Here is a 23,264-nt window from a genome sequence, read left to right as displayed (position 1 = left end):
ATTGTCTTCACATAGGAGTAGTATTATAATATCAAACAGTATAAAAATTTATATAATTTAAAAAATTGGAGTTTTTTGGGTTAAAAGTATCGGAATAAAGTCTTTATACTGTCGGGAAAAAAGTCAACAGGTAATTAACACTCGCATCCGGTCTTAGCAGTTATTTTTAAGACTGTATAAAACAGGGTGCTGAAATCTCTCCAGAAATTTTATTTTAAACTTTCAGGCTGTCTTTATTAAGACAGTCTTTTTAATTGCAATAAAAATCTGTATTTAGGGACAGAATATTAATTGATATTTACATAATTATTTTAAAAATGATATAATTTGAAAAAGCAGGGGAGGAAAATTATGTCAGGAGTAAAAGGCAAGAGCGGAAGAAAATCAGGAGATGGGGTCTTTACAGGCAGAAAAAAAACATTGAAAAATCCAAAGAAATTTTTTGGATATAAAGTAGAAGACTATGAATATGAAGAAATGAGAAGTAATCTTAATGAATATATAAAAGAAAATAATCTGAAAAGCACTACAGAAGCATTAAAAAAGATTTTTCTGGAAGTAATAAAGTGTAAATGATTATTTTAAAAAATCTTGACTTTTTAAAATGGAATGATATAATATTGATATAAAAACAAAAAGGGGTGGTATCAATGATATCAAAAGAAACACTGTTTAATACTTTATTTGAGGAAAATCTAGTTACAGATCCAAAACTTATAAAATTGAATCAAGAAATTTTGGATTTAGAAAATCAATTTCAGGAAAAATATGGTAATGAAGTGTTTAAGGATTATTGTAAGATAAGTGAGATGATTCTTGATGAACTTTTAGAATGTGCTGATTTTAGTTTTAAGTCAGGTTTTGCTTTGAGAGAGTATTTAAAAAACTCAAATTGAAATAAAAAATGATTTGATTAATTTGCTATATCAAAAGATATTTTAATTTTGATATAGCCTTTTTTTGTTTATTGAAGCTAAATAATTTAGTGAAATCATCAACTAAAAAAATATCTGAAAATTACTATACAGAGAAAAATAATATATTTTTTGACTTTTGATATAAAAATGGTAAAATTCAAAATATATATATAAACAACAGGGAGGTTGTTATGAAATTTACTTTAAATGATACTAACGGAATTAACGGGATAGAAAGAATAGATTTAAGAGAAATAATAAATGTATTCGGCACGCCGAATGAGAGAAAAATAGAAAGAGACTCTGAATTGAAAGATTTTAAGGTGAGTTTTCTGTATTCCGAAATAGATTTGGAGATTTTTTACAGAGTTAATTATTATGTGGAAAAAGATCAGGCAGAATATCATTCCCTGAGCTTTATAGTGAATGAGCTGTATCTGGACAGAGGATTAACAATAAAAAGCGGCGAGGATATGAGAACAATTCTGGAAAAAGTAGAATATTATCATAAGATATCACATAAAGATTTTGAATTTGAGCATGAAGAAGACCAATACGACGGATCATATGAATTTACTAATCTGAACCTGACTGTTTATTTTGAAAAGGACGGTACGGTCGGGTACTTAGATGATATTTTTGTGGATCTGCCTTATGAAGATGATCCGGAGGTGCCCTCTCTGGAAGAAATACTGTATATGGAGTAATGTCTGCAAATAAAAATACTGGAAAAAAACATGCATATAACATATAATAAAAATAAAGGGATAAAACTAAGAATATGATGAAATTCGATAAGATAGAAGAATATATTTTGAATAATATAAAAAGTGATGTATATTTATCAGAGGAAAAAATAGAATCTGAAAATGAGCTGGCAAAAAAGTTCGGAGTAAGCAGAATGACATGCAGAAAAGCCATAGAAAATCTCGTTCAGAGAAATTATCTGTATAAGATAAAGGGAAAAGGAACATATGTAAAAAATAATGAAAATAAGCATATAATCTATTTGAATGAGGCAATAGGATTCAGTGAAAGAACAAAAAGAGAAAATCTCAGTGCAGTTACTAATGTACTCCAGTATGAGGAGCGTTTTCCGTCTGACCAGATAAGTAAAAAGCTCAATATAAATAAGGAGGAGCGTATAGTATATCTGAAAAGACTGAGATTTATCAATGAAGAGCCTGTGGTGGTAGAGATAACTTATATTCCGAAAAAATTTGTAAATGAAAAAAGGTTAAATGAATTTTTTGAGTCCAAGTATAATTATGCATTAAGCGAAAACTATAAAATAAAAGAGATGCAGAAGGAATATATGGGTGTATTGCCAAACAGGGATATAAAGGAGCTTCTTAATATAAAAGAAAATATTCCTGTATTTAAACTGGAAAATACTGCGATACTCGAAAACGGGGAAATATTCGAATATACAAAGGCTTTTTATAATCAGGAAAAATATAAATTTTTGGAAATTTTGAAAAAAGATATTGACAAATATTGAAAATATGGTATATATAAGTAAAGAAGTTTTTCTTCTTTATTTTTTGGGAATAAACAAGTTGTCTATACAGGTTGGAATACTGATTTTATTGGAAAAAGACAATTTTTTTTGAAAAAGTTAAACATGTCTATACAAGGAGGAAATTATGAATTTGAAAAAATTAACAAATGAAGATTTGGTAATTCTGAAAGCAGATTACAAATCAAAGCAGGAAGCTTTGGAGGCTCTGGCAGAGAAGCTGTATGAAAGCGGAAAAATAAGCGATAAAGAGGGTTATCTTAAGGATGTGGAAGCAAGAGAAAAGCAGGGAGCGACAAATGTAGGGATGAAGCTGGCTATTCCGCACGGGAAATCGGCATTTGTACTGGAGCCATGTTTTGCAGCAGCCACTGTAAAAACACCTATAAAAGACTGGGAGAAAATAGATGAAACTTCAGAAGATGCAGAGCTTATATTTTTAATTGCAGTGCCGGATTCACAGGCCGGAAGTACTCATATTGAAATACTGACCAAGCTTACATCAAAGCTTGCCGATGAAGAGTTAATAGAAAAGCTTCTGAAAGCTGATAATGAAAAAAAGTTTCTTGAACTGCTTTCGGAAGATGAAATAAAAGAAGATGAGAAAAATTTTGATACAGAAAGATTAATACTGGGAGTTACTGCGTGTCCGGCAGGAATAGCACATACATATATGGCAGCAGAATCACTTGAAAAAGCAGGAAGAAAACTAAATGTAAAAGTAAGGACAGAGAAACAGGGCGCAAACGGAATAGAAGGAAGATTTACCAATGAAGAGCTTGCCAAAGCTGAGGCTGTAATATTTGCAGCTGAGGTAGCAGTAAAGGAAAAGGAAAGATTCGCAGGAATTCCGAGCATAGAAGTACCTGTAGCCGAGCCTATTAAAAACGGGGAAGGACTAATAAAAAAAGCACTTGAAATTGCCAAAAAGGGAAGAAGTGTTTATGCAGGAGCTGCGCAGGAACCCGAAAGAAAGCTTTCATTCAGGGAAGAATCGAAAAGAGCAATATTAACAGGGATATCATATATAGTACCGTTGATTGTAGCGGGGGGAATGCTTCTTGCTATAGCCACTCTTATGAAGCAGACACTTCATCTGGAAGCATTATGGGATCAGGAAAATTCATGGCTGTGGATGTACAGAAAATTAAGCGGCGGATTGCTTGGAACCTTGATGGTGCCGGTACTTGCAGCGTATATTTCATTTTCAATATCAGATAAGCCGGGGCTTGCACCGGGATTTGCCGCAGGATTTGCCGCGAATCTTATTAATTCAGGGTTTCTTGGAGGATTAGTTGGAGGATTCCTTGCCGGTTATATAATGAAATGGATTAAGGCTAATATAAAAGGCGGTAAAACACTTGCAGGTTTCTTTAATTTCTTTTTGTATCCCGTAGTAGGGACATTTGTGGTAGGAACACTTATGATGTTTGTAGTGGGAAAACCGGTGGCATGGCTTAATACTGCGCTGACAGACTGGCTGAATGCAATGCAGGGAGCAAATGCAATTGTACTCGGAGCGATAATAGGAGCTATGGTATCATTTGATCTTGGAGGTCCGGTGAATAAAGCAGCCTATGCTTTCTGTCTCGGAGCAATGGGGAATGGAAATCTGGTTCCGTATGCAGCCTTTGCATCTGTAAAAATGGTCTCGGCATTTACTACAACTCTGGTAACTAAATTAAAACCGCATTATTTTCTTGAAGAAGAAAGAGAACTGGGGAATTCTACATGGATACTGGGACTTGCAGGGATTACAGAGGGTGCAATTCCTGTGGCATTAAATGATCCTTTCAGGGTTTTGGGAGCATTTGTGGCAGGTTCGATGGTAACCGGAGCGATGGTTGTATACTTTAAGCTGGGACTCGGAGTTCCGGGAGCAGGAATACTTTCTATGCTGTTTATGAATATGGACGGAGCAGAAAGCTCTATAGCAGGAGGAATTCTATGGCTGATAGCAGCGTTAATAGGAACTGTTATTTCTACTGTTTTACTGCTGATCTTAAAAGGGCATAAGTATAAAAAAAGTATTTCAAAATAACAGATTTCAGAATAAAACAGGAGGCAATAAAACTATGGACTGGAAAGTACATGTAATACCCCATATGCATTGGGACAGGGAATGGTATTTTACTACAGAGGAATCAAGAATACTTCTGGTAAATAATATGGAGGAAATATTAGAAAGACTGGAGAATGACGAGGATTATAAGTACTATATGCTCGACGGACAAACGGCCATTCTCGAGGATTACTTCGATGTAAAGCCGGAAAATAAAGAAAGAGTCAGAAGTCTTGTACAAAAGGGAAAACTCATAATCGGTCCCTGGTATACCCAGACAGATGAAATGATGGTAGGGGGAGAATCAATAGTTAGAAACCTTCTTTACGGTATAAAAGATTCAAATGAATTCGGGGATTATATGAAGATAGGATATCTTCCCGATTCCTTCGGTCAGTCTGCCCAGCTGCCGCAGATTTTGAACGGATTTGGAATAAAAGATACAGTTTTTTGGAGGGGCTGCTCTGAAAGACACGGAACAAACAAAACAGAATTTTTATGGCAGTCAAATGACGGAAGCGAGGTCACTGCTCAAATACTGCCCTTGGGATACGCCATAGGAAAATATCTTCCGCTTAATGAGGAAGAACTGAAAGACAGACTGGATAAATATTTTCCTGTGCTGGAAAGAGGTGCGGTAACTGAAAATCTTATACTTCCGAACGGGCATGACCAGATGCCCCTTCAGCAGAATATATTTGAAGTAATGGATATGATGAAAAAAATATATCCTGATAAAGATTTTTTTATAAGCAGATATGAGAATATATTTGCAGAACTGGAGAAGAACAGAGAAAAGCTGGATGTGATAAAAGGTGAATTTAATGATCCTAAGTATATGAGAGTGCATAGAACTATATCATCTACAAGAATGGATATAAAAATTGCCAACGTCACTATAGAGAATAAAATAACAAATATTCTGGAGCCGCTTGCATCTATAGCATATTCACTCGGTTTTGAATATCATCACGGGCTTATAGAGCTTATGTGGAAAGAAATTATGAAAAATCATGCACATGACAGTATAAGCTGCTGCTGTACAGATCAGGTGCACAGGGAGATAATGGCGAGGTTTGAACTGGCACATGATAAGGCTGACAAGCTTATAGATTTTTATAAAAGAAAAATTGTGGATGCAGTAAAAGACAAAGAGGGAATGGACAAACTGACTGTATTTAATCTTCTGCCGTATGAGCGTACAGAAGAGGTAGAAACTAAAATAAGGCTCAGAGGCGGAAACTTTACTATATATAATAAAGACGGAAAGGAAATTCCTTATTATGTAAAAGAAAAGAGAGAGCTTGATCCGGGACTGATTGACAGGCAGATAGTGCATTATGGGAATTACGACCCGTTCCATGAATTTTTGATACAGTTTTCAGCTGAAAATATACCTCCTATGGGTTATGAAACATTTTATATAAAATATAATACAGGTAATGAGGGATTAAAGGAAATAGCAGAAGAAAAAGCGTTTATTGAAAACAAATATTATAAAATTACTGTTAATTCAAACGGTACAATAAATCTTTCAGATAAAAGACTAATGAAAGAATACAGGGAACTGCTTATCGCGGAAGACGGTTCCGATGACGGTGATGAATATGACTATTCACCACTGAAAGATGATTTTATTATTACAAATAAAGATGTGACAGCGGAAATAAAGTTCGAGCATACTCCGTTTGCCGAAACAGCTTATGTTTCATATGAAATGGATATACCAAAGGATCTGGAAAGCAGAAAAAATAAAATAAAGGATTCAAAGATGAGAATTTCCACAGAAATAAAATTAAGAAAAAATTCTGATAAAGTGGAAATAAAAACAGAAATAGATAATAATTCAAAAGACCACAGAGTAAGATTTATAATGCCGACAGGATATAAGAGTACAGAATCGGTATCGGATAATCAGTTCGGAACTATAAAAAGACCTGTTATAGATACTGCAAATGAAGTGTGGGAAGCGGAAAAGTGGAAAGAGAAACCTGTTCCTGTGTATCAGATGATGTCTTTTACAGATTTGAATGATAAAAATTCCGGGATGTCTTTGCTGACAAATGGTTTTCGTGAATATGAAATCACGGGAGAAGATTTTAGCAATATTGCACTTACTTTATTCAGAGGGGTAGGACTTCTGGGGAAGGAGGAGATGTATTACAGACCTGGAAGACCATCAGGAATAAAGCTTGAAACACCTGATTCGCAAATGTTGGGGAAACTGAAATTTGAGTTTGCTGTGTTTATACACAGCGGAGATGAAATAGAGGGACTGGTGCCGCAAAAAGGAAGAGAATATGTTACACCTGTCACTGTTTATAATAAAATTCCTTATAATGCAATGAGACTAAATCCCGCCGAGTTTAACACTCCGGACAGATATTCCCTGTTCGGCAAAAAAATAGAAGGAAGTGTTCTCAGTGCAGTAAAAAAAGCAGAGAGGGAGGAAGCTCTGCTGATAAGAATATATAATCCAAATATTAATAAAGATATACAGGATTCACTTATTTTCGATAAGAGTATAAAAAACATATATGAAACGAATTTAAATGAAGATAAGGTAAATGATCTCAATAATGCAGACATTATTTTGAAACCATGCCAAGTAAAAACAGTAGCTTTGTCAAAATAAACGAGGTCTTAAGCATTGTTGTCGTACAAATTATGGTGCCTGTAGCATATATTATGAAATTCGATATTTTTAAATAAAAAATAATTAACGAATGTTTTATAGAACATAATTTTAAAATTTAAAATAAAAAATATAAATTTAGCAGGTCTTTATTTATGGAAACTAAAATTTTTTAATCAAATAATAACTTGAAAAATTTTGAAAAATCATTTTTTTAAATTCTAAGATATTATTTGCAAAACACTATATATAGTGGTATATTATATTAAATAAAACAATATATAGTGAGGTCGTTATGGATAGAATGGTGTATATAAATAAAAATGATGAGGAAAGAGTAACAGAATACGAGGGATTTTCAACAATAAAAAATAACTTTAAAGAAATTTTTGACGGTATTATAAATGTAGAAAAAAATAATACCAACAATGAAAATGCTAACATGTCATCTGATACTCCTGCAGGACAAATGATGAAATTTGCTTCTGAAACATCGAAGGATTATGCCCTGAAGTATCTGGTGACACCAAAATATGCTGATGCTCATAAGGAAGGATATATCCACATACATGATCTGGATTATTATCCTACAAAAACAACAACTTGTGTTCAGTATGATCTGGAAGACCTTTTTGAAAACGGATTTAAATCAAAGCACGGATTCATAAGACAGCCGAAAAGTATATCGACATATGCAACTTTGGCTACAATCATATTTCAGACAAATCAAAATGAGCAGCATGGTGGTCAGTCGATACCGGCATTTGATTTTTTTATGGCAAAAGGAGTGTTAAAATCTTTCAGAAGACATCTGAAATACAGAGTTTTAGCATATCTTGAGTCTGATTACGTAGAAGAAGCAAATCAGGAATTAAAAGATCTTCTTACGGAAATAATTGACTCTATTGAAGTTACTGATGAGAAGAAGCTGATTTTGTCATCTAAATTGAATTTAACAATGAATGAAGTAGAAAAAGCAATACATGTAGCATATTATGATACTAAATATGAGACATACCAGGCAATGGAAGGATTCATACATAATTTAAACACGATGCATTCACGTGGAGGAAATCAGGTAGTATTTTCTTCTATAAACTATGGAACAGATACATCACCTGAAGGAAGAATGCTTATAAACGAACTGCTGAATGCAACAATAGCAGGACTGGGAGATGGTGAAACACCTATTTTCCCAATACAGATTTTTAAGGTAAAGGAAGGGCTGAATTATTCTGAAGAAGACTATGAACTGGCCCTTAAAAACTGGGATAAGGCAATAAAAGGCGAGCTTAAGTATAAAACACCGAATTTTGACTTATTAATAAAAACAACTTTAACTACAGCAAAAAGATTATTCCCTAATTTCGTATTTCTTGATACTACTTATAATAAGCATGAAATGTGGAGAATGGATGATCCGTACAAGTATAAATATGAAGTAGCCACAATGGGATGCAGAACAAGAGTTTTTGAAAATGTAGCGGGAGATAAGACTTCTATAGGAAGAGGAAATCTGTCATTTACTACAATTAACTTTCCAAGACTTGCAGTAGAAGCTAAGAATGAAATTTTGGCAGAAAACAGCAATATAGATGCACAGTCTCTGGAAGATATGGCTATCGAAAGATTTTTTGAAAAACTAAAAAAATATACTGAATTCGTAATAGAACAGTTAAAAGAAAGATATGAATTCCAGAGAACAGCACTTGCAAAACAGTTTCCTTTCATGATGAGAAACAATATCTGGAAAGGCGGAAATACTCTGATGGGAAATGATGAAGTAGGATCTATGCTTGATTCAGGAACATTAGGAGTAGGATTTATCGGCGGTCATAATGCGATGGTAGCTTTAACAGGCAAAGGGCACGGAGACAGTCAAAAATCATATGATACTTTAGTAAAAGCACTTGAAGTAATGAATGAAGTAGTAGATAAATATAAGAAAAGAGATAATCTGAATTATTCTGTACTGGCTACGCCGGCAGAAAGTCTGTCAGGAAGATTTACAACTATTGATAAGAAAAAATTTGGTGAAATCACAGATGTAAATGACAGAGAATACTATGTAAACTCTTTCCATGTTGACGTAAAGTCTGAAATTTCGGCTCTTGAAAAAATAGAAAAAGAAGGAAGATTTCACGAGCTTACAAAGGGCGGACATATCACATATGTAGAGCTTGACGGGGAAGCGAAAAAGAATCCTGTGGTTATTCTTCAGATAATAAAAGCCATGAAGGATAATAATATAGGCTATGGTTCTATTAACCATCCTATAGACAGATGTAAGTCATGCGGATTTGAAAGTCTTATTGAAATAGAATGTCCTATATGCGGAAGCGAGGAAATTTCAAGAACAAGAAGAATAACAGGATATCTTACAGGAGATCTTGACAGTTGGAATTCATTTAAGAAAGCTGAAGAAAAGGACAGAACAAAGCACGGAGTTTCTAAATGAGAATATTAAAAATATTCAGGGAAACTATATCTGATGGTCCGGGTTTCCGGTATTCAATATATTTTTCGGGATGTTCCCATGCCTGTCCGGGATGCCATAATGAGGAATCATGGAATCCTGATAACGGCGAGGTTATGGACAGTAAGTATTTCAAGAAGATAACAGATGAAATAAACGGCAATAAAATGTTGAGCGGTATAACAATCAGCGGCGGTGATCCTTTTTATGACTCTGAGGAATTTCTGGATTTTCTTGTGAGATTGAGAAAAGAAACCGGGGATATAGATATATGGTGTTATACAGGTTATACAATAGAACAGCTGCTTTTGGACAAGGTAAAAAAGGAATGTCTAAAGTATATAAATACTCTTGTGGACGGACGTTTTATACAGGAACTTCATTCTGAAGAGTTGAGTTTCAGAGGCAGTAAAAATCAAAGAATTATAAATGTAAAAGAGTATATAAAAGATAATAATATTGAATTCTAGAAAAAACGGCTTGTCAGAGCCGTTTTTTTGTTAGAGCTGTTTTGTGATCTGTTTATATCCAATAAAGAAAAAAATAGAGTCATTCTGAGAAGCTGAGCTTCATTATAATTTCATTGCGAAAAGATCTGAGCAGAACTCTTAGATAAAATATGAGATATATTTCAAAATGTTAATAAATTTGTTTATATCCTTGTTAAATAAGGTTAATTTAATATTTTTAGTTTACAAAAATTTTAAAAAATATAATATGTAAACTGAATGGGATATAAAAATTGTAAACCAAAATCATAATGTAATAATTGAAAATTAAGGGTTTCAGACATAATATCATTAAATATACAGATAAAATAATTTGTATTCAATATAAAATAAGGTTTTGGTTGTATAATTGGTTTACAAAATTCAAAAAAATATAATATTTGTAAATAAAATATGAAAAAAGAAAAATTGTAAACCAAAAACTCATACAATCCCTTTAAAAACAATGACTTTGATGATTTTTTTGTAAAGCAGACGAACACTTTAAACAAAGTTACTTTGGGGAAAAATTTTATATGCAGAGGATTTAAAGCAGTATATTTTTGAAAATTTTTTTATTATTACAGTCTGGAATTTATTTTTTTACCGGGACGGATTTTTCATATAACAGAATGAAAACAGCTTTAGCAGCAGTTTATTTTTGAAACAATTAATTGACAATATGCAAAATATGGACTATACTTAAAATAGTCAATAAATTTACTAAAAGGATGAGGAATATGAAAAAAAATGATAAAAGAAATGCATATTTATATTGCAAATTTCGTGATGAGCAGTATGCTCTTTATGATGAATATGCTAAAAGGCACGGATTACTCATGAAAACACTGCTTGTCTTAAATGTGCTTTACTATGCACCAAGCAGCATGACACAGAAAGAAATCTGCCAAAAGACATTTAATTCAAAACAGACAGTAAATTTGATTATTAAAAATCTTCTTAAAGACGGGTATATCACGTTAGAGGAGGATCCCCAAAATAAGAAAAATAAATTTGTAAAGATGACGGAAAGCGGTAAAGCATATGCTAAACAGCCAGTTGTTCATATTACACGGGCGGAAGATACTGCCATGTCGATGTTTACACCAGAGGAGCAGGAACAGCTTATCAGCCTTTCAAGAAAATTTACAAGGAATCTTGCTGATTTAATGAATAGAAATGAGGATGAAAAATGATTATTAATACAGGAGGGAGAACGGATACTGTCCAGTACTATGCCAAATGGCTGCTGAAACGTTTTGAAGAAGGATATGTTTTATCACGCAATCCTCTGTTTCCTAATAAGGTATCAAGATATGAACTGACACCGGAAAAAGTAGACTGTATTCAGTTCTGTTCCAAAAATTATGAACCTATTTTAACAGACTTGTCTAAGATCACAGATCGGTTCAATACATACTTTCACTACACAATTACTGCATATGGACAGGATATAGAACCGGGAGTACCGTCTATAGAAAAAAGTATAGAGATATTGAAAAGGTTATCTGTCGTTACAGGCAAACAGCGTATAGCATGGCGTTATGATCCTGTACTCCTGACTGACAAGTATACAGTTCAGACACATATGAAAACTTTTTCATACATGGCTAAGGAAATTGCTCCTTATGTTGATCGATGTATTTTTAGTTTTGTAGAGATGTATAAGAAGCTGGAAATAAATATGCCGGAGCTGATTCCCATGACAGATAAAGACAAAGACATGCTTGCGAAGAGCTTTGGCGAAACTGCCAAAAGCAATAACTTGTATATTCAGACCTGTGGTACAAACGGAGATTATTTACATTACGGAATTTATCCGTCCGGATGTATGACACTGGAAATCATGGGGAATGCTAATGGAATTTCGTTTAAAGATCTGAAGCATAAAGGTACGAGACAGGGCTGTCATTGTATTGAAAGCCGGGATATCGGTGCTTATGATACCTGTCTGAATGGCTGTAAATACTGTTATGCCAATAAAAATCCGAATAAAGCATTTGAGAATTATAAATATCATGATTCAAATTCTCCGTTATTATTAGGGCATTTGAATGAAACTGACACAATACAGCAGGGTAATCAAAAAAGCTTTATCGGTCAAAGGCAGCAGAAATTGCAATTATAAAAGCAGAAAGTGGTAAGATTATAACATTTTACGAGATTATAAATAGAAATAGAACAGTGCTGGAATCGAAAGAAAAAAGTTTTGCCGGGAGTGCTTAAGTGAGTATTTGATGCAAGGATTAGGTACCAAGTCACCATCTGCCGGGAAACTGGGAGTTCATTATTATAAACAGCTGCCGAGCAAAAGAAAGCGCTTTGCAATTTGTCAAAAAATATGCAGAAGTATAGAAAGAAAATAATATAATATTACAATCGGGATCTACAATGCAGAAAATGTATACATATGTTATGCTAAGACAGTACTCTATGTTATTCAATGCTCCATATGATTATTCCTTATTCTGTAGAAATTAATAAAATCAGGTATTAGTAATGTATTCTTTTTTCAATAGTATATATTATATAAAATACATGATTTTTTTATTTATCCCTTTAAAATAAAAGATAAATCGCCTATTTAGTTTACAAATATAATATAAAATATAAACTGTAAACTAAAATGATGTTTTATTATAAATTAATGAAAGAGCATAGACTGTCTGTTTATTAGTTTTCATATTTGCAGCCATGCAGAATAAAAGAAAATACAATGTCGTTTAATCAAAAATAAACAGGTTATTATATAAGAAAACGTGAAAGTAAAGAATAATAATATTTAGAATATACATACTAACATGTTTCTAAGTCTAAATAAAGTGCCCTCAAAGAAAGTGTACATATAATATACAGGTCTTTTAGATAAAAGCTTTTTTCTTCATTTTAAATTTCCTTTAATACCCCTTAAGGAAATAGGCTGTTTTAGTATTACTAAAACAGCCTTTTATTTTTTTGTATTTTAGTTGAATAGCTGTTTAGCGGGAATTGTCGAAATTAGGGTATAGATATAAGAGGAGGTTTTTACAGCTTTCTTTATTAATAAAAAAACACACAGAATATTTTATATTTAGTATTCTGTGTGCAGATATTTACTTATGGATTTTTATGAAAAATTCTGTTAATCACGCCAGAAATAAAGATCTCCGTGAGAATATAAACTAACCATGAAATCTTCATTTTCATTAAGATCAATCTGCCAGTATCCTTTTTCCTTCTTGAGATTTACTTTTATTGTTCGCTTTACAACTGAAAAGTCAGTATATTTTTCCATTATTTTATCAACAGTTTCCTCAGTGGAAAGATTTTCTGCCCATTTTTCACTGTATTGAGCTTCTAAATCTTCAAGCACTTTTTTCATGCTCTCACCTTTATAATCCATGGTTTCATACTCTACAGCCATAGTAATTTCACTTTTATTTCCTGTTTCTTTTACATTGGTAATTTTATATTTATAATTTTCACCGATTATTTTTTTCCCTGTGTTCATGTTTTTTATTTCCTGTTCAGTCATATTACTTATGGAAAACATAGCTTCCGCCTGTTTATCCCCGGCATATTTCTTAAAATCTCCCGAACGCTCTATTTCTATGAATTTATCCAGTGCTTTCTTGGACTCCGTTGAATCAAAGCTTTTAGCAAATACACCAATGGAAAAGATCATAAAAATTAAAATAATTTTTTTCATTATTATCTCCTTTAATAATATTTTTTATATTTAATCATTGGTAAATTATATTTTGTTTTAGAAAAAAAGTCAATGAAAAACAAAATAAGCTGAAAAATTATACTTATGCCCAGCATTATTATATTTTATTTATCCAGCAGATTTTTTTCATATTTAATTCCCCACTCCACCATTTCATCTAATATCGGCTTTAGGGAATATCCCAATTTCGTCAGTGAATATTCTACCTTTAACGGAATTTCGGGATAAACCTTTCTGTTAATCAGTCCGTCTTTCTCCATTTCACGCAGATTCTGTGTCAGGACTTTTTGGGAAATATCTTCAAGAATTCTTCTTATTTCATTAAATCTTCTTGTTCCGTTTAGAAGAGAGCCTATGATTCTTATTTTCCATTTATTATTGATAAGCAGTAACGTAATTTCCACAGGACAGGTCTTTGAATCCTCATACATATAATATACCTCTTTCTCAGTAAAATTAATTAGTATCTTTTAGATATCAGATAACTAAAAAGTGCTTACTTTACAAAAACTACTTTTTAGGATAACATTATTATAACATAATCGAAAAAGAAAGGAAGCTGGAAAATGAATAAAGTACTGTATATAAAATCGACTCCTAAATCTACAGATGATTCGTGGAGTTTGAAAATGTCGGAAAATTTTTTGGAAAATTACAGAAGATTTAATCCTGATGATGTAATTGATGAATTAGATCTTTATAGTGAAGGAATTCAGCCGTTAAGCGGGGATGAGCTCAGAAAGATGCCTGTGCTGGAAGAAACTGAGGAAAAAAAGTATGCCAGCCAGTTTATGGAATATGATAAATTTATTATAGCTGCTCCCTTTTGGAATTTTTCAATACCTTCAATATTAAAGGCTTATATTGACAGATTATTAATTGCGGGAAAAACTTTTAGATACACTGAAAGCGGATTTCAGAGCCTCGTAAGCGGGAAGAAATCAATATTTTTCATGGGAAGAGGGGGAGTTTATTCTGAAGAACCGATGAAATCAATGGAAAATGGAATAAAGTATCTGAATCTTATCTTCAGGGATTTTTTCGGGATGGAAACAGATTCTGTGGTTTTGGAAGGTACTAATATGTATAGCAGGGATACTTTAAATAAAAGGTTTGATGAAATAAAGCCGGAATTGGAAGAAAAAGCAAAGCTCTTCTAAAAATGAGGCAGTATCGAAATTTTTGAAAAATAATAAAAAACAGGGGACTTCCTGAGATAAACAGATTTTATCACAGGAAGTTTTTTGATGTTATATTTTGGGGAAATTTATGGTATCATGTATATAATACTTATAAATGAAATTAGAATAAATTTACTGTGATACAGGAGATATAATGATAATAAGCAATACAGGATATTTTGGAGATTTTTCAAAATATATGAATAGAAAGAATACGGTATTTGTCTTTTCTAATCCTTCAGATAAATCAGAGTTTGAGAAATTGTATGAAAGTGAAGAGGTTGTAAGCGAAAACTTATTTATATACATCGGCGAGCTCAGGGAGAAGCTGTTTTATACTGATAAGGTAGTACTAAAGGAGGAGAAAGAGCAGATATTATTTTATGAAATACTTGATGAGAGAGAAAGAGACTTTTTTAAGATAGAAAATTATTTTGATTCTATTGATATAGCCTCTTCATTTTTAAATTTTTATAAAGAATTAAAAGAATGGGGGATAAACAAGCTCACTCTGAAAAGTGAAAATAAAAGGAAAGTCTATGAAATTCTTGAGGAAATAAAAGTAAAATATGAAAAAAAACTTTTGGAATTAGACTATACCAATAAACTTTTTCTGGAAAGTCCGGAAAATTTTAATACTTTATTTTTAAAAGGATATACCGACATAATTTTTGTTAATCATTTTAATTTTACTGCCTTTGAGAAAGAAATAGCCGGGAAGCTTGACGGGGAGTTTTCAGTGGAAATAGTAAACCAGATAAATGAAGAGGATTATGACAGCACTGAGCTGAAAATAAAAAAAGCAAGAATGGTTTTTGATAAAGATAAGGAAGTGACTTTATACAGAAGTGATAATGAAATATTAAATGTCTTTGATATTCTTGAAAGAAATAAAAATCTGGAAAATCTGAATCTTCTTGTTCCTGATCTGGAAAATGAGATTTATTTTAATTTGTTATCACAGAGTAAAGCAAATGTAAAAAGTAAGATTTACCTTAAAAATACGAAATTTTATACTTTTTTCAAATATATTCTGGAGCTTTTGGAAAGCAAGGAAACACATACAGAAGATTTTAACATAAATCTCAAAAAATTCAGAAATGCAATATCGAATAAGGTATTTGCAGATTATTATAAAATAGATGTTTTTTTTACTGAAACAATAGATAAAATAATACAGTACGACTATATTTATATAACCAGAAATCTGTTAAACCATCTGAATTTAAATGAAATTTTCAGAGAAAAAATGTCAGGAATATTTTCTGATTTGGAAAGTATGTTTAATACGGAAAATTTTCTTCAGGTTCTCGGAGTAATGGAAAAATTTAATAAATCAATACTGCTGGATAACAGATTTACTGATGATCTTGACAAGTATTACGAGGCTTTGAATGAAATAGAGGCAATAGAAAAGCTGAAAATACACAGAGACTGGGAAAGCTATTTTAAGCCGAACGGTGCCAATTTTTTGAAAATAATACTGAAATACTTTGATTTTAAAGAGGTAACATTAAATATAAAAGAGGATTCGCAGGAAATAATACTGGATGATTTTAAAAGCTACAGAAACGAGGAAAAGGAAAAAATAGTCCTTTTCAATATTCATGAAAAAAATCTTTATGATATAAATGAGAATCTTTTTTTTCTCGGGGAAAGAGAACGTGAGGCAAACGGGCTTCCCGGTATAGAAGAATTGAAAAAAAATGAAAAATTCAGGATTTTCAGATTTTTAAACAGTGCAAAAATTATAGATATATATTCTTTGGAAATACAGGATCAGAATATTTTTGTAAGTTCACTTGCAGAAGAAATAAGAATAGAAAATAATCTGAAATTTAATGAGATTATGTTCAATGAATCAAATATAAAAAGTATTCTTAAAGAGATATTTGATGAGAAGAAAATAGAATATAACGGAAGCAGAGACGACACTTTGTATAAATCCGGACCCGGGAGTGAATTAAAAATAGGGGCTTATGATTTCAGGGATTTGAGAGAATGTCACTACAGATTTTATCTGAAAAAAATGATTGGTTTGAAAGAATTCGTGGAGCCGCAGGAAAAAATAACCTCAAAGTCTCTGGGAATACTTATACATGAGGTATTTGAAAAAATATCTGTTATTCAGAAGGAAAAAATTATGAATAATCTGAAATTTGATATAAATACCACAGAAGTAGAAAAGACTGTAAAGAATGTAATAAAAAACGAGTCTGAAAAGATATCAAAAAAGTATGGTAATTATTATGAAGAAATTATATTTCCGATAGTTACTGAGAGTGTTGCAGTATTTTTTAAGAATATTGAGAAAAAAATAAAAGACGGAATAATAGTTTTTGAGCCTGAATTTAAGAAGGAAAGACAGATAACGGACAATGTAAAGATCGTAGGAAAGCTCGATCTGCTCATAGAAACAGAAAAAGAACATTTTATCATTGATTTTAAATCAGGAAAGGGAAAGCTGGGGCAGCTTTACTTCTATTCAAATCTGATTTATGAAAATGAAAGTGCAGAAAAGATAATTTATAATGTTTTGGATATGAGCTTTGAGGATAAGGACGACGGAAAAGAATTCCTAACCTTGAGCGATATGAAGGAAGTAATAGATGACTTTGAGAAATCGGATAAATACAGGAGAACAGACGATCCGAAGAATTGCCGTTTCTGTGAGTACAGGGAAATATGCAGAATGAGATATGATAACATGAAATAGAAAATAAATAAAAAAGAGAAAAGGAGCTGGAAAATATTGAAATTAGCAACTCTTTGTTATATAAAAAAAGACGGGAAAACACTTATGCTTCACAGGACAAAAAAGGAAAATGATATACATGAAGGAAAATGGGTAGGAGTAGGCGGAAAGATAGAAAAAGGGGAATCACCTGAAGAATGCGCAGTAAGGGAAGTTTTTGAAGAAACCGGTTTAAAGGCAGAGGAACTAAAATTACGGGGACTGCTTACATTTCCTGATTTTAATAATAGTGAGGACTGGTACGGCTACCTGTATGTAGTGGAAAAATTTTCCGGAGAGATTATAGAATCCCCAGAAGGTGATCTGAAATGGGTGGAGGACAGCAAGCTGTTTGAGCTGGATATGTGGGAGGGCGATGAGCTTTTCATGAGATGGATGATGGAAGACAGAATGTTTTCTGCCAAGTTTGTATATGATGAAAATGAAAAAATGAAGGATTACAGTGTTACTTTCTATGATTAGTACAGAGATATAAAACTGTGTCCAGAATGAAAAAGCAAAAAATAGATAATTAATAAAACAGAAAGAGCCTTTTTGAAAAATAAAATGTTATAATTTATGATTTTTATTGTTATACATTTATATTTTTAAAAGGCTCTTTTATAATAAAAAAAGACTGACAATTTACACAGTGCAGTCTTTTTGAACATGAATAAAACCAAAATAAATATTTATTTAAAATAAACATAGGCAACATTTTTTTCTTCTGTAAATCCCATTTTTTTAGAAGTATTTTTTACCTTTTCCAGATCCATCTGATAAACATCAGATATATTAAGGCTGTTTAGTATTTTCTCAGATTCTGTAATTTCGGAATCCAGTATTTTCAGTTGCATATTAAGATCCATAACGGCATATACTGCATTCATCTTAAATGCTGAGATCATCATGAATATTCCTATATATATCGCTGCATTTTTGAGAAGCTTATAATGTTTTGAGTTTTTAAATTTTCTTTTTTGTTTTTTCTTTTCTTTCTTTTCCAGATTATAACGTGCAAGCTCAGCTTTCTCATACATTTCATACTCTCTGATAATTTTCAGTACCGGATTAATGATTTCTGTGTCATCATTAAAATTCATTCTTCCTCCCAGAAATTTATTATTTGAAAAACTTTATTAATGAACAGTATTTTTTATTTTATGTTTACATATTAGCATAAAATTTAAAAATTGTAAACAAAAAATAATATATATTATATAAAAAATATGGATTTAAACATATTTTTTTATAAAGAAACATTTTGAAAAAGAAACTACCAATATAACATAGATTATGTTAATATATTAATGATATTGGCAGATTTATTTAAGGAAGTGGAAGAATATGAAGTATATCTTATATTTTAATGAGATAAATAAGGAAAAACAGAGTCTTGCAGGCGGAAAGGGCGTTAATCTCGGGGAATTATTCAATAATAAATTTATTGTTCCCGAGGGTTTTTGTGTAACTACCGAGGCCTATGACCTGCTTGTAGAGAATGAAGCATTAAAAGAAATGATAGAAAATTTGAATACACTTGATTATAAAAATACAGAATTAATAACAGAAGCAGGTAAAAATATAAGAAATATAATTACCGAAGCAGAAGTATCAGAAGCAGTGAAGATAGCAGTGTACGGGGCCTGGAATAATCTGGGGGCGAATTATTCATATGCAGTAAGATCAAGCGGTACTGCCGAAGACCTTAAAGAAATATCATTTGCAGGACAACAGGATACATTTCTGAATATCAGAGGCTATGAAAATATAGTGGAAGCCGTGCAAAAATGCTGGGCCTCTCTTTTTAGCGACAGAGCGATAATATACAGAAATAAAAACGGATTCGATAATACTAAAGTAAAGCTTGCGGTTATAGTTCAAAAAATGATCGGCTCTGAATATTCTGGAATTATGTTTACTGCCGACCCGATAAGCGGAAATAGAAAGATAACAGATATAGATGCAGGATACGGGCTTGGGGAGGCTCTTGTGTCAGGCTTGATAACGCCGGATTTTTATCAGATTTATAATTCCAAAATAATAAATAAGAAAATTGCAAGAAAAGAAAAAGGTATTTTTCCTGATAACGAGGGCGGAGTCATAGAAGTGGAAATAGTGGAAGAATATATGGAAAAACAGGTTTTGAGTGATGAACAGATACTAAAGCTTACTGCTGCAGGATTGAAGATTCAGGAGACTTTCGGCTGTCCTCAGGATATAGAATGGGGATTTTATCAGGGGAAATTTCATATACTTCAGAGCAGACCCGTAACTTCTTTATTTCCTATTCCAAAATCTCATGATAACCAGAAGCATATATTTTATTCATTCGGGCATATACAAAGAATGACTGAAGCGATGAAACCCCTGGCACTTTCTGTTTTTGAAACAACAAGAATTTTTGACAAATTTGGTGCGGCAGATTCTGTTTCTATCCAGACTGAAGCTGGCGGAAGAATTTATATAGATTTAGGTTATTTTTTACATATTCCCAAGATAAGGGAGAATATTTCCGATATTATTCAGTATGCTGATGTGGACGGGGCAAATATTGCTGAGGAATTAGCAGAGAGAGAAAGTGAATTTGCTTCTGATGAAGAATTTACAAAAAAAGCTGAGAAATTTTTGGCTCCTGTATTTTGGAAGACCGGTTTAAATCTGCATGTCTGGAATGTGAAGAGACTAAGGGCAAGAGGAGAAAAGTTTTTTAGAAATGAAGCTCTAAAATGGGAGAATGATATAAATTCATACAAGGGAATTGAAAAGATAAAAAGGATAAGATGGTATATAGGCGGGATGTTTAATTTCCTATTTTCCAAAGCTGTGGAATTTCCTGCTTCGGCTGTGATATCTCAGGTCAAAATCAAGAAAATGTGCATGGAATGCTTTAGTACTGAAGAAACAGAGGAACTGCTGACACAGCTGAACATGTCTGTTGAGAATGATATTGCCGGAGATATGATGATGGAAATTTATGATATGGCTGATATGGCAAGAGGCAGCAAAGAACTGAAAGAATTTATGAAAAACACCACTAATGAAACATTCTGGAATGATCTGGAAAATTTGAAAACTAATCTCGAATTTACCTTGGAAATGAAAAAATTTATTGCAAAATACGGAATAAGATGTGCAGGAGAAATAGATATTAGTGTAAAAAGATGGAAAGAGGCTCCAGCGGAGATACTTCCGCTTATCATGGATTACATTAGAATAAGCAGTATGAATGAACACCGTGAGAAATTTAAAAAAGGTCTGCAGACTGCAAAAGAAGCTGAGGATAAAATAGTAAGCGGAATAAAGGGTAAGCTTGGAAACTCAAAAGCAAGAAAAGCAGCAAAATTCATAAAAATATACAGAACTATGGCTGGATTTCGCAAGTCACCAAAATATTTTATGGTAAAATTTCTGGATATAGCAAGGACTGCTGTTCTGGATGAAGCTGATGTTCTCGTAGAAGCGGGAGTTATTAATAACAGAGAAGATATATTTTATTTTTCCTTTGATGAAGTAATAGAGATTCTGGAAGGAGTATACAATAAGGATATAAATAAAATTCTTGAAAAAAGAAAAAGAGATTTTGAATTTTACAAAAAAATGACTCCTCCGCGTATAATGACAAGTGACGGAGAAATACTTACAGATAAAACAGGAAATAACAGTACTCCGGAAGGAGCTCTTATAGGAATGGCAGCTTCAGCAGGGGTAAAGGAAGGAACAGCAAATGTTATTTTGGAATTAAGCGATGCAGATCTGAAGGAAGGCGAGATTTTGGTAACTTCTTGTACAGATCCTGCATGGACTCCTTTATTTACGAAAGCTTCGGCTGTCGTAACAGAAACAGGAGGAATGATGATGCATAGTTCTGTTACGGCAAGGGAGTGCGGTATACCTGCAGCAGCAGGTGTAAAAGATGCTGTCAAGAAGATAAAAACCGGAGACAGAATAAGAGTAAACGGAACTGAAGGATATGTTGAGATATTAGAGGCATATAAGGAAGAAATTTGAAATAAAGATAAATAAAAAACACTTTTCTAATTAAGTTTACAGAAAAGTGTTTTTCTTTTAAAAATGTTTTACTTTGGAATTATGAAGCCGCATATAAGTGATAAGAGCTCCTGCTATACATAATATACCAGCCGTGATATAAACATATTTTACGGAATTTATAAAAATATCATCTCTTCCTGCGATATAGCTTGTCACTTCATATCCTGCCAGACTGCTCATTCTGGAATAAAGTATTGCGGTGGACATAGCTGTTCCCACACTCATTCCGAGATTTCTGATAAGTGCATTAACACTTCCGGCTATACCAAGTTTATCTTTTTCAACAGTAGACATGATAAGAGAATTATTAGGCGACTGAAATAATCCAGCTCCAAAAGCCATAACAACTACAATTGCCAGAAATAATACAACAGGTGTATGTTCATTCAAAAATGCCATAAGAAATAAACCGATGCTGATAATCAAAAGTCCGAGGAAAGTCAGAAGTTCCGATCCTATTTTATCTGAAAGTGTACCGCTGCTCGGCGCAGTAACAGATATAACTACAGGATAAGCCATCATAAGAAGTCCGGTCATTTCCGGAGAAAATTTCATTGTATACTGCAGATAAAAGGGCTGTATAATACCAACAGATGAAGTAGCGACAAAAACTATGAATGCACAGAAAATACTTATAGAAAAAAGCTTTGATTTAAATATGTTCAGATCAAGCATAGGACTTTCAGTACGTTTTTCTACAAAGATAAATATTATAAAACTTACTATGGCAACAAAAAAACATGCAAGAATAACAGGATTAGTATATTTCATTGTTTCACCTTCTATGATAGCTATAAATAAAGTTATTACAGCTGCAGAGAAAAGCAGAAAGCCTTTTATATCAGGGAACTTTATTTTTTCATATTTTTCCTCGGGAAGAAATTTCATGCAGAAAATAAATGCAATTATTCCAATAGGTACATTTATATAGAAAATATAGTTCCAGTTAAATATTGAAATCAGGAAGCCGCCGAGAGGAGGACCGGTCATAGCTCCTAATGCAACAAAAGTTCCGCTTAATCCTAGAGCCTTACCTCTTTCATGCTTTGGAAAAGTCTGGGTAATAATTCCCTGGCTGGTAGCCATTGCAGCAGCAGCACCCACAGCCTGCAGTGCTCTTGAAAAAATGAGCATTCCCAACGATGAGGAAAAACCGCATAGAAAAGAACCAAAGGTAAAAAGCAGAACTCCATATTTGAATACTCTTGTTTTTCCTGTAATATCTCCAAGTTTCCCGAATACGAGAATAACAGTGCAGATTGTTATGAGATAGCTGGACACAACCCAGCTTACAGCTCTGTTGGAAACACCAAGCTCTCTTGAAAGCGCAGGAAGTGCTACGTTAACAATACTTCCGTCCAGTGTTGACATAAATATGAGAAGCAGAACCGTTATTAATATTATCCATTTATTTTTATATGAGTTTGTATCTTTTTCGTCCATATTTTTCTCCTTATTTTAGTATACAAATATTATAACTTATTTTTTAG

General features: G+C 32.6%; 18 protein-coding genes. 14 read left to right on the top strand and 4 right to left on the bottom strand.

The window, feature by feature from the left end; all coding sequences use genetic code 11:
* Positions 1-351: 351 nt before the first annotated feature.
* From STERM_RS17765 to STERM_RS17720, 10 genes are all read left to right on the top strand, one after another.
* A complete protein-coding gene (locus STERM_RS17765; protein ID WP_012863012.1) occupies positions 352-576 on the top strand; it encodes a hypothetical protein in 225 nt (74 codons plus the stop codon).
* Between the two features lie 74 nt (positions 577-650).
* Entirely contained in the window at positions 651-896 is a 246-nt protein-coding gene (locus STERM_RS17760) for a hypothetical protein (protein ID WP_012863011.1), read from the top strand.
* 212 nt (positions 897-1,108) lie between these two features.
* Complete coding sequence (locus STERM_RS17755) at positions 1,109-1,624, top strand: hypothetical protein (protein WP_012863010.1); 516 nt, start codon at positions 1,109-1,111, stop codon at positions 1,622-1,624.
* A 77-nt stretch (positions 1,625-1,701) separates the two neighbouring features.
* Complete coding sequence (locus STERM_RS17750) at positions 1,702-2,418, top strand: GntR family transcriptional regulator (protein ID WP_169305420.1); 717 nt, start codon at positions 1,702-1,704, stop codon at positions 2,416-2,418.
* A gap of 145 nt (positions 2,419-2,563) precedes the next feature.
* Positions 2,564-4,477: a PTS 2-O-a-mannosyl-D-glycerate transporter subunit IIABC gene (mngA, locus tag STERM_RS17745; protein ID WP_012863008.1), complete on the top strand. Its 1,914-nt coding sequence runs from the start codon at positions 2,564-2,566 to the stop codon at positions 4,475-4,477.
* A gap of 34 nt (positions 4,478-4,511) precedes the next feature.
* On the top strand, positions 4,512-7,133 hold the full coding sequence (mngB, locus tag STERM_RS17740; protein WP_012863007.1) for a mannosylglycerate hydrolase: 2,622 nt from the start codon (positions 4,512-4,514) through the stop codon (positions 7,131-7,133).
* 295 nt (positions 7,134-7,428) lie between these two features.
* A complete protein-coding gene (locus STERM_RS17735; protein WP_012863006.1) occupies positions 7,429-9,591 on the top strand; it encodes an anaerobic ribonucleoside triphosphate reductase in 2,163 nt (720 codons plus the stop codon).
* Positions 9,588-10,079: an anaerobic ribonucleoside-triphosphate reductase activating protein gene (gene nrdG, locus STERM_RS17730; protein WP_012863005.1), complete on the top strand. Its 492-nt coding sequence runs from the start codon at positions 9,588-9,590 to the stop codon at positions 10,077-10,079. Before STERM_RS17735 ends, nrdG begins: the two co-directional genes overlap by 4 nt.
* A 758-nt stretch (positions 10,080-10,837) precedes the next feature.
* On the top strand, positions 10,838-11,293 hold the full coding sequence (locus STERM_RS17725) for a MarR family winged helix-turn-helix transcriptional regulator (RefSeq protein ID WP_012863004.1): 456 nt from the start codon (positions 10,838-10,840) through the stop codon (positions 11,291-11,293).
* A complete protein-coding gene (locus STERM_RS17720) occupies positions 11,290-12,225 on the top strand; it encodes a DUF1848 domain-containing protein (RefSeq protein ID WP_012863003.1) in 936 nt (311 codons plus the stop codon). Before STERM_RS17725 ends, STERM_RS17720 begins: the two co-directional genes overlap by 4 nt.
* A gap of 993 nt (positions 12,226-13,218) precedes the next feature.
* Here the strand turns inward: STERM_RS17720 and STERM_RS17715 are convergent.
* A complete protein-coding gene (locus STERM_RS17715) occupies positions 13,219-13,785 on the bottom strand; it encodes a hypothetical protein (RefSeq protein ID WP_012863002.1) in 567 nt (188 codons plus the stop codon).
* A gap of 125 nt (positions 13,786-13,910) precedes the next feature.
* Positions 13,911-14,237 carry a winged helix-turn-helix transcriptional regulator gene (locus STERM_RS17710; protein WP_012863001.1) on the bottom strand — a complete coding sequence of 109 codons (327 nt, stop codon included), beginning with the start codon at positions 14,235-14,237 and terminating at the stop codon, positions 13,911-13,913.
* A gap of 135 nt (positions 14,238-14,372) precedes the next feature.
* Here STERM_RS17710 and STERM_RS17705 point away from each other — a divergent pair, with 135 nt between their 5' ends.
* The 3 genes from STERM_RS17705 (at position 14,373) to STERM_RS17695 (ending at position 18,204) form a co-directional block, all read left to right on the top strand.
* Positions 14,373-14,966 carry an FMN-dependent NADH-azoreductase gene (locus tag STERM_RS17705; RefSeq protein ID WP_012863000.1) on the top strand — a complete coding sequence of 198 codons (594 nt, stop codon included), beginning with the start codon at positions 14,373-14,375 and terminating at the stop codon, positions 14,964-14,966.
* Positions 14,967-15,141: 175 nt separating this feature from the next.
* Positions 15,142-17,703 carry a PD-(D/E)XK nuclease family protein gene (locus STERM_RS17700; RefSeq protein WP_012862999.1) on the top strand — a complete coding sequence of 854 codons (2,562 nt, stop codon included), beginning with the start codon at positions 15,142-15,144 and terminating at the stop codon, positions 17,701-17,703.
* A 36-nt stretch (positions 17,704-17,739) separates the two neighbouring features.
* Entirely contained in the window at positions 17,740-18,204 is a 465-nt protein-coding gene (locus STERM_RS17695; protein ID WP_012862998.1) for an NUDIX hydrolase, read from the top strand.
* Positions 18,205-18,413: 209 nt separating this feature from the next.
* Here STERM_RS17695 and STERM_RS17690 read toward each other — a convergent pair whose 3' ends face one another.
* On the bottom strand, positions 18,414-18,824 hold the full coding sequence (locus STERM_RS17690; protein WP_012862997.1) for a hypothetical protein: 411 nt from the start codon (positions 18,822-18,824) through the stop codon (positions 18,414-18,416).
* Between the two features lie 244 nt (positions 18,825-19,068).
* Here STERM_RS17690 and STERM_RS17685 point away from each other — a divergent pair, with 244 nt between their 5' ends.
* Entirely contained in the window at positions 19,069-21,732 is a 2,664-nt protein-coding gene (locus STERM_RS17685; RefSeq protein WP_012862996.1) for a phosphoenolpyruvate synthase, read from the top strand.
* Positions 21,733-21,789: 57 nt separating this feature from the next.
* On the opposite strand, the gene STERM_RS17680 is transcribed toward STERM_RS17685, so the two are convergent.
* Positions 21,790-23,217 carry an MFS transporter gene (locus STERM_RS17680; protein WP_012862995.1) on the bottom strand — a complete coding sequence of 476 codons (1,428 nt, stop codon included), beginning with the start codon at positions 23,215-23,217 and terminating at the stop codon, positions 21,790-21,792.
* Positions 23,218-23,264: the final 47 nt, after the last annotated feature.

The sequence above is a fragment of the Sebaldella termitidis ATCC 33386 genome (assembly GCF_000024405.1).
GTDB classification, from domain to species: domain Bacteria; phylum Fusobacteriota; class Fusobacteriia; order Fusobacteriales; family Leptotrichiaceae; genus Sebaldella; species Sebaldella termitidis.
This window is presented reverse-complemented; position numbering and strand designations above follow the sequence as displayed.

What these genes read in the sequence shown, in the direction of transcription:
- STERM_RS17765 (WP_012863012.1), top strand. Translation starts at nt 352, where the DNA reads ATGTCAGGAGTAAAAGGCAAGAGCGGAAGAAAATCAGGAGATGGGGTC.
- STERM_RS17760 (WP_012863011.1), top strand. Translation starts at nt 651, where the DNA reads ATGATATCAAAAGAAACACTGTTTAATACTTTATTTGAGGAAAATCTA.
- STERM_RS17755 (WP_012863010.1), top strand. Translation starts at nt 1,109, where the DNA reads ATGAAATTTACTTTAAATGATACTAACGGAATTAACGGGATAGAAAGA.
- STERM_RS17750 (WP_169305420.1), top strand. Translation starts at nt 1,702, where the DNA reads ATGAAATTCGATAAGATAGAAGAATATATTTTGAATAATATAAAAAGT.
- mngA (WP_012863008.1), top strand. Translation starts at nt 2,564, where the DNA reads ATGAATTTGAAAAAATTAACAAATGAAGATTTGGTAATTCTGAAAGCA.
- mngB (WP_012863007.1), top strand. Translation starts at nt 4,512, where the DNA reads ATGGACTGGAAAGTACATGTAATACCCCATATGCATTGGGACAGGGAA.
- STERM_RS17735 (WP_012863006.1), top strand. Translation starts at nt 7,429, where the DNA reads ATGGATAGAATGGTGTATATAAATAAAAATGATGAGGAAAGAGTAACA.
- nrdG (WP_012863005.1), top strand. Translation starts at nt 9,588, where the DNA reads ATGAGAATATTAAAAATATTCAGGGAAACTATATCTGATGGTCCGGGT.
- STERM_RS17725 (WP_012863004.1), top strand. Translation starts at nt 10,838, where the DNA reads ATGAAAAAAAATGATAAAAGAAATGCATATTTATATTGCAAATTTCGT.
- STERM_RS17720 (WP_012863003.1), top strand. Translation starts at nt 11,290, where the DNA reads ATGATTATTAATACAGGAGGGAGAACGGATACTGTCCAGTACTATGCC.
- STERM_RS17715 (WP_012863002.1), bottom strand. Translation starts at nt 13,785, where the DNA reads ATGAAAAAAATTATTTTAATTTTTATGATCTTTTCCATTGGTGTATTT.
- STERM_RS17710 (WP_012863001.1), bottom strand. Translation starts at nt 14,237, where the DNA reads ATGTATGAGGATTCAAAGACCTGTCCTGTGGAAATTACGTTACTGCTT.
- STERM_RS17705 (WP_012863000.1), top strand. Translation starts at nt 14,373, where the DNA reads ATGAATAAAGTACTGTATATAAAATCGACTCCTAAATCTACAGATGAT.
- STERM_RS17700 (WP_012862999.1), top strand. Translation starts at nt 15,142, where the DNA reads ATGATAATAAGCAATACAGGATATTTTGGAGATTTTTCAAAATATATG.
- STERM_RS17690 (WP_012862997.1), bottom strand. Translation starts at nt 18,824, where the DNA reads ATGAATTTTAATGATGACACAGAAATCATTAATCCGGTACTGAAAATT.
- STERM_RS17685 (WP_012862996.1), top strand. Translation starts at nt 19,069, where the DNA reads ATGAAGTATATCTTATATTTTAATGAGATAAATAAGGAAAAACAGAGT.
- STERM_RS17680 (WP_012862995.1), bottom strand. Translation starts at nt 23,217, where the DNA reads ATGGACGAAAAAGATACAAACTCATATAAAAATAAATGGATAATATTA.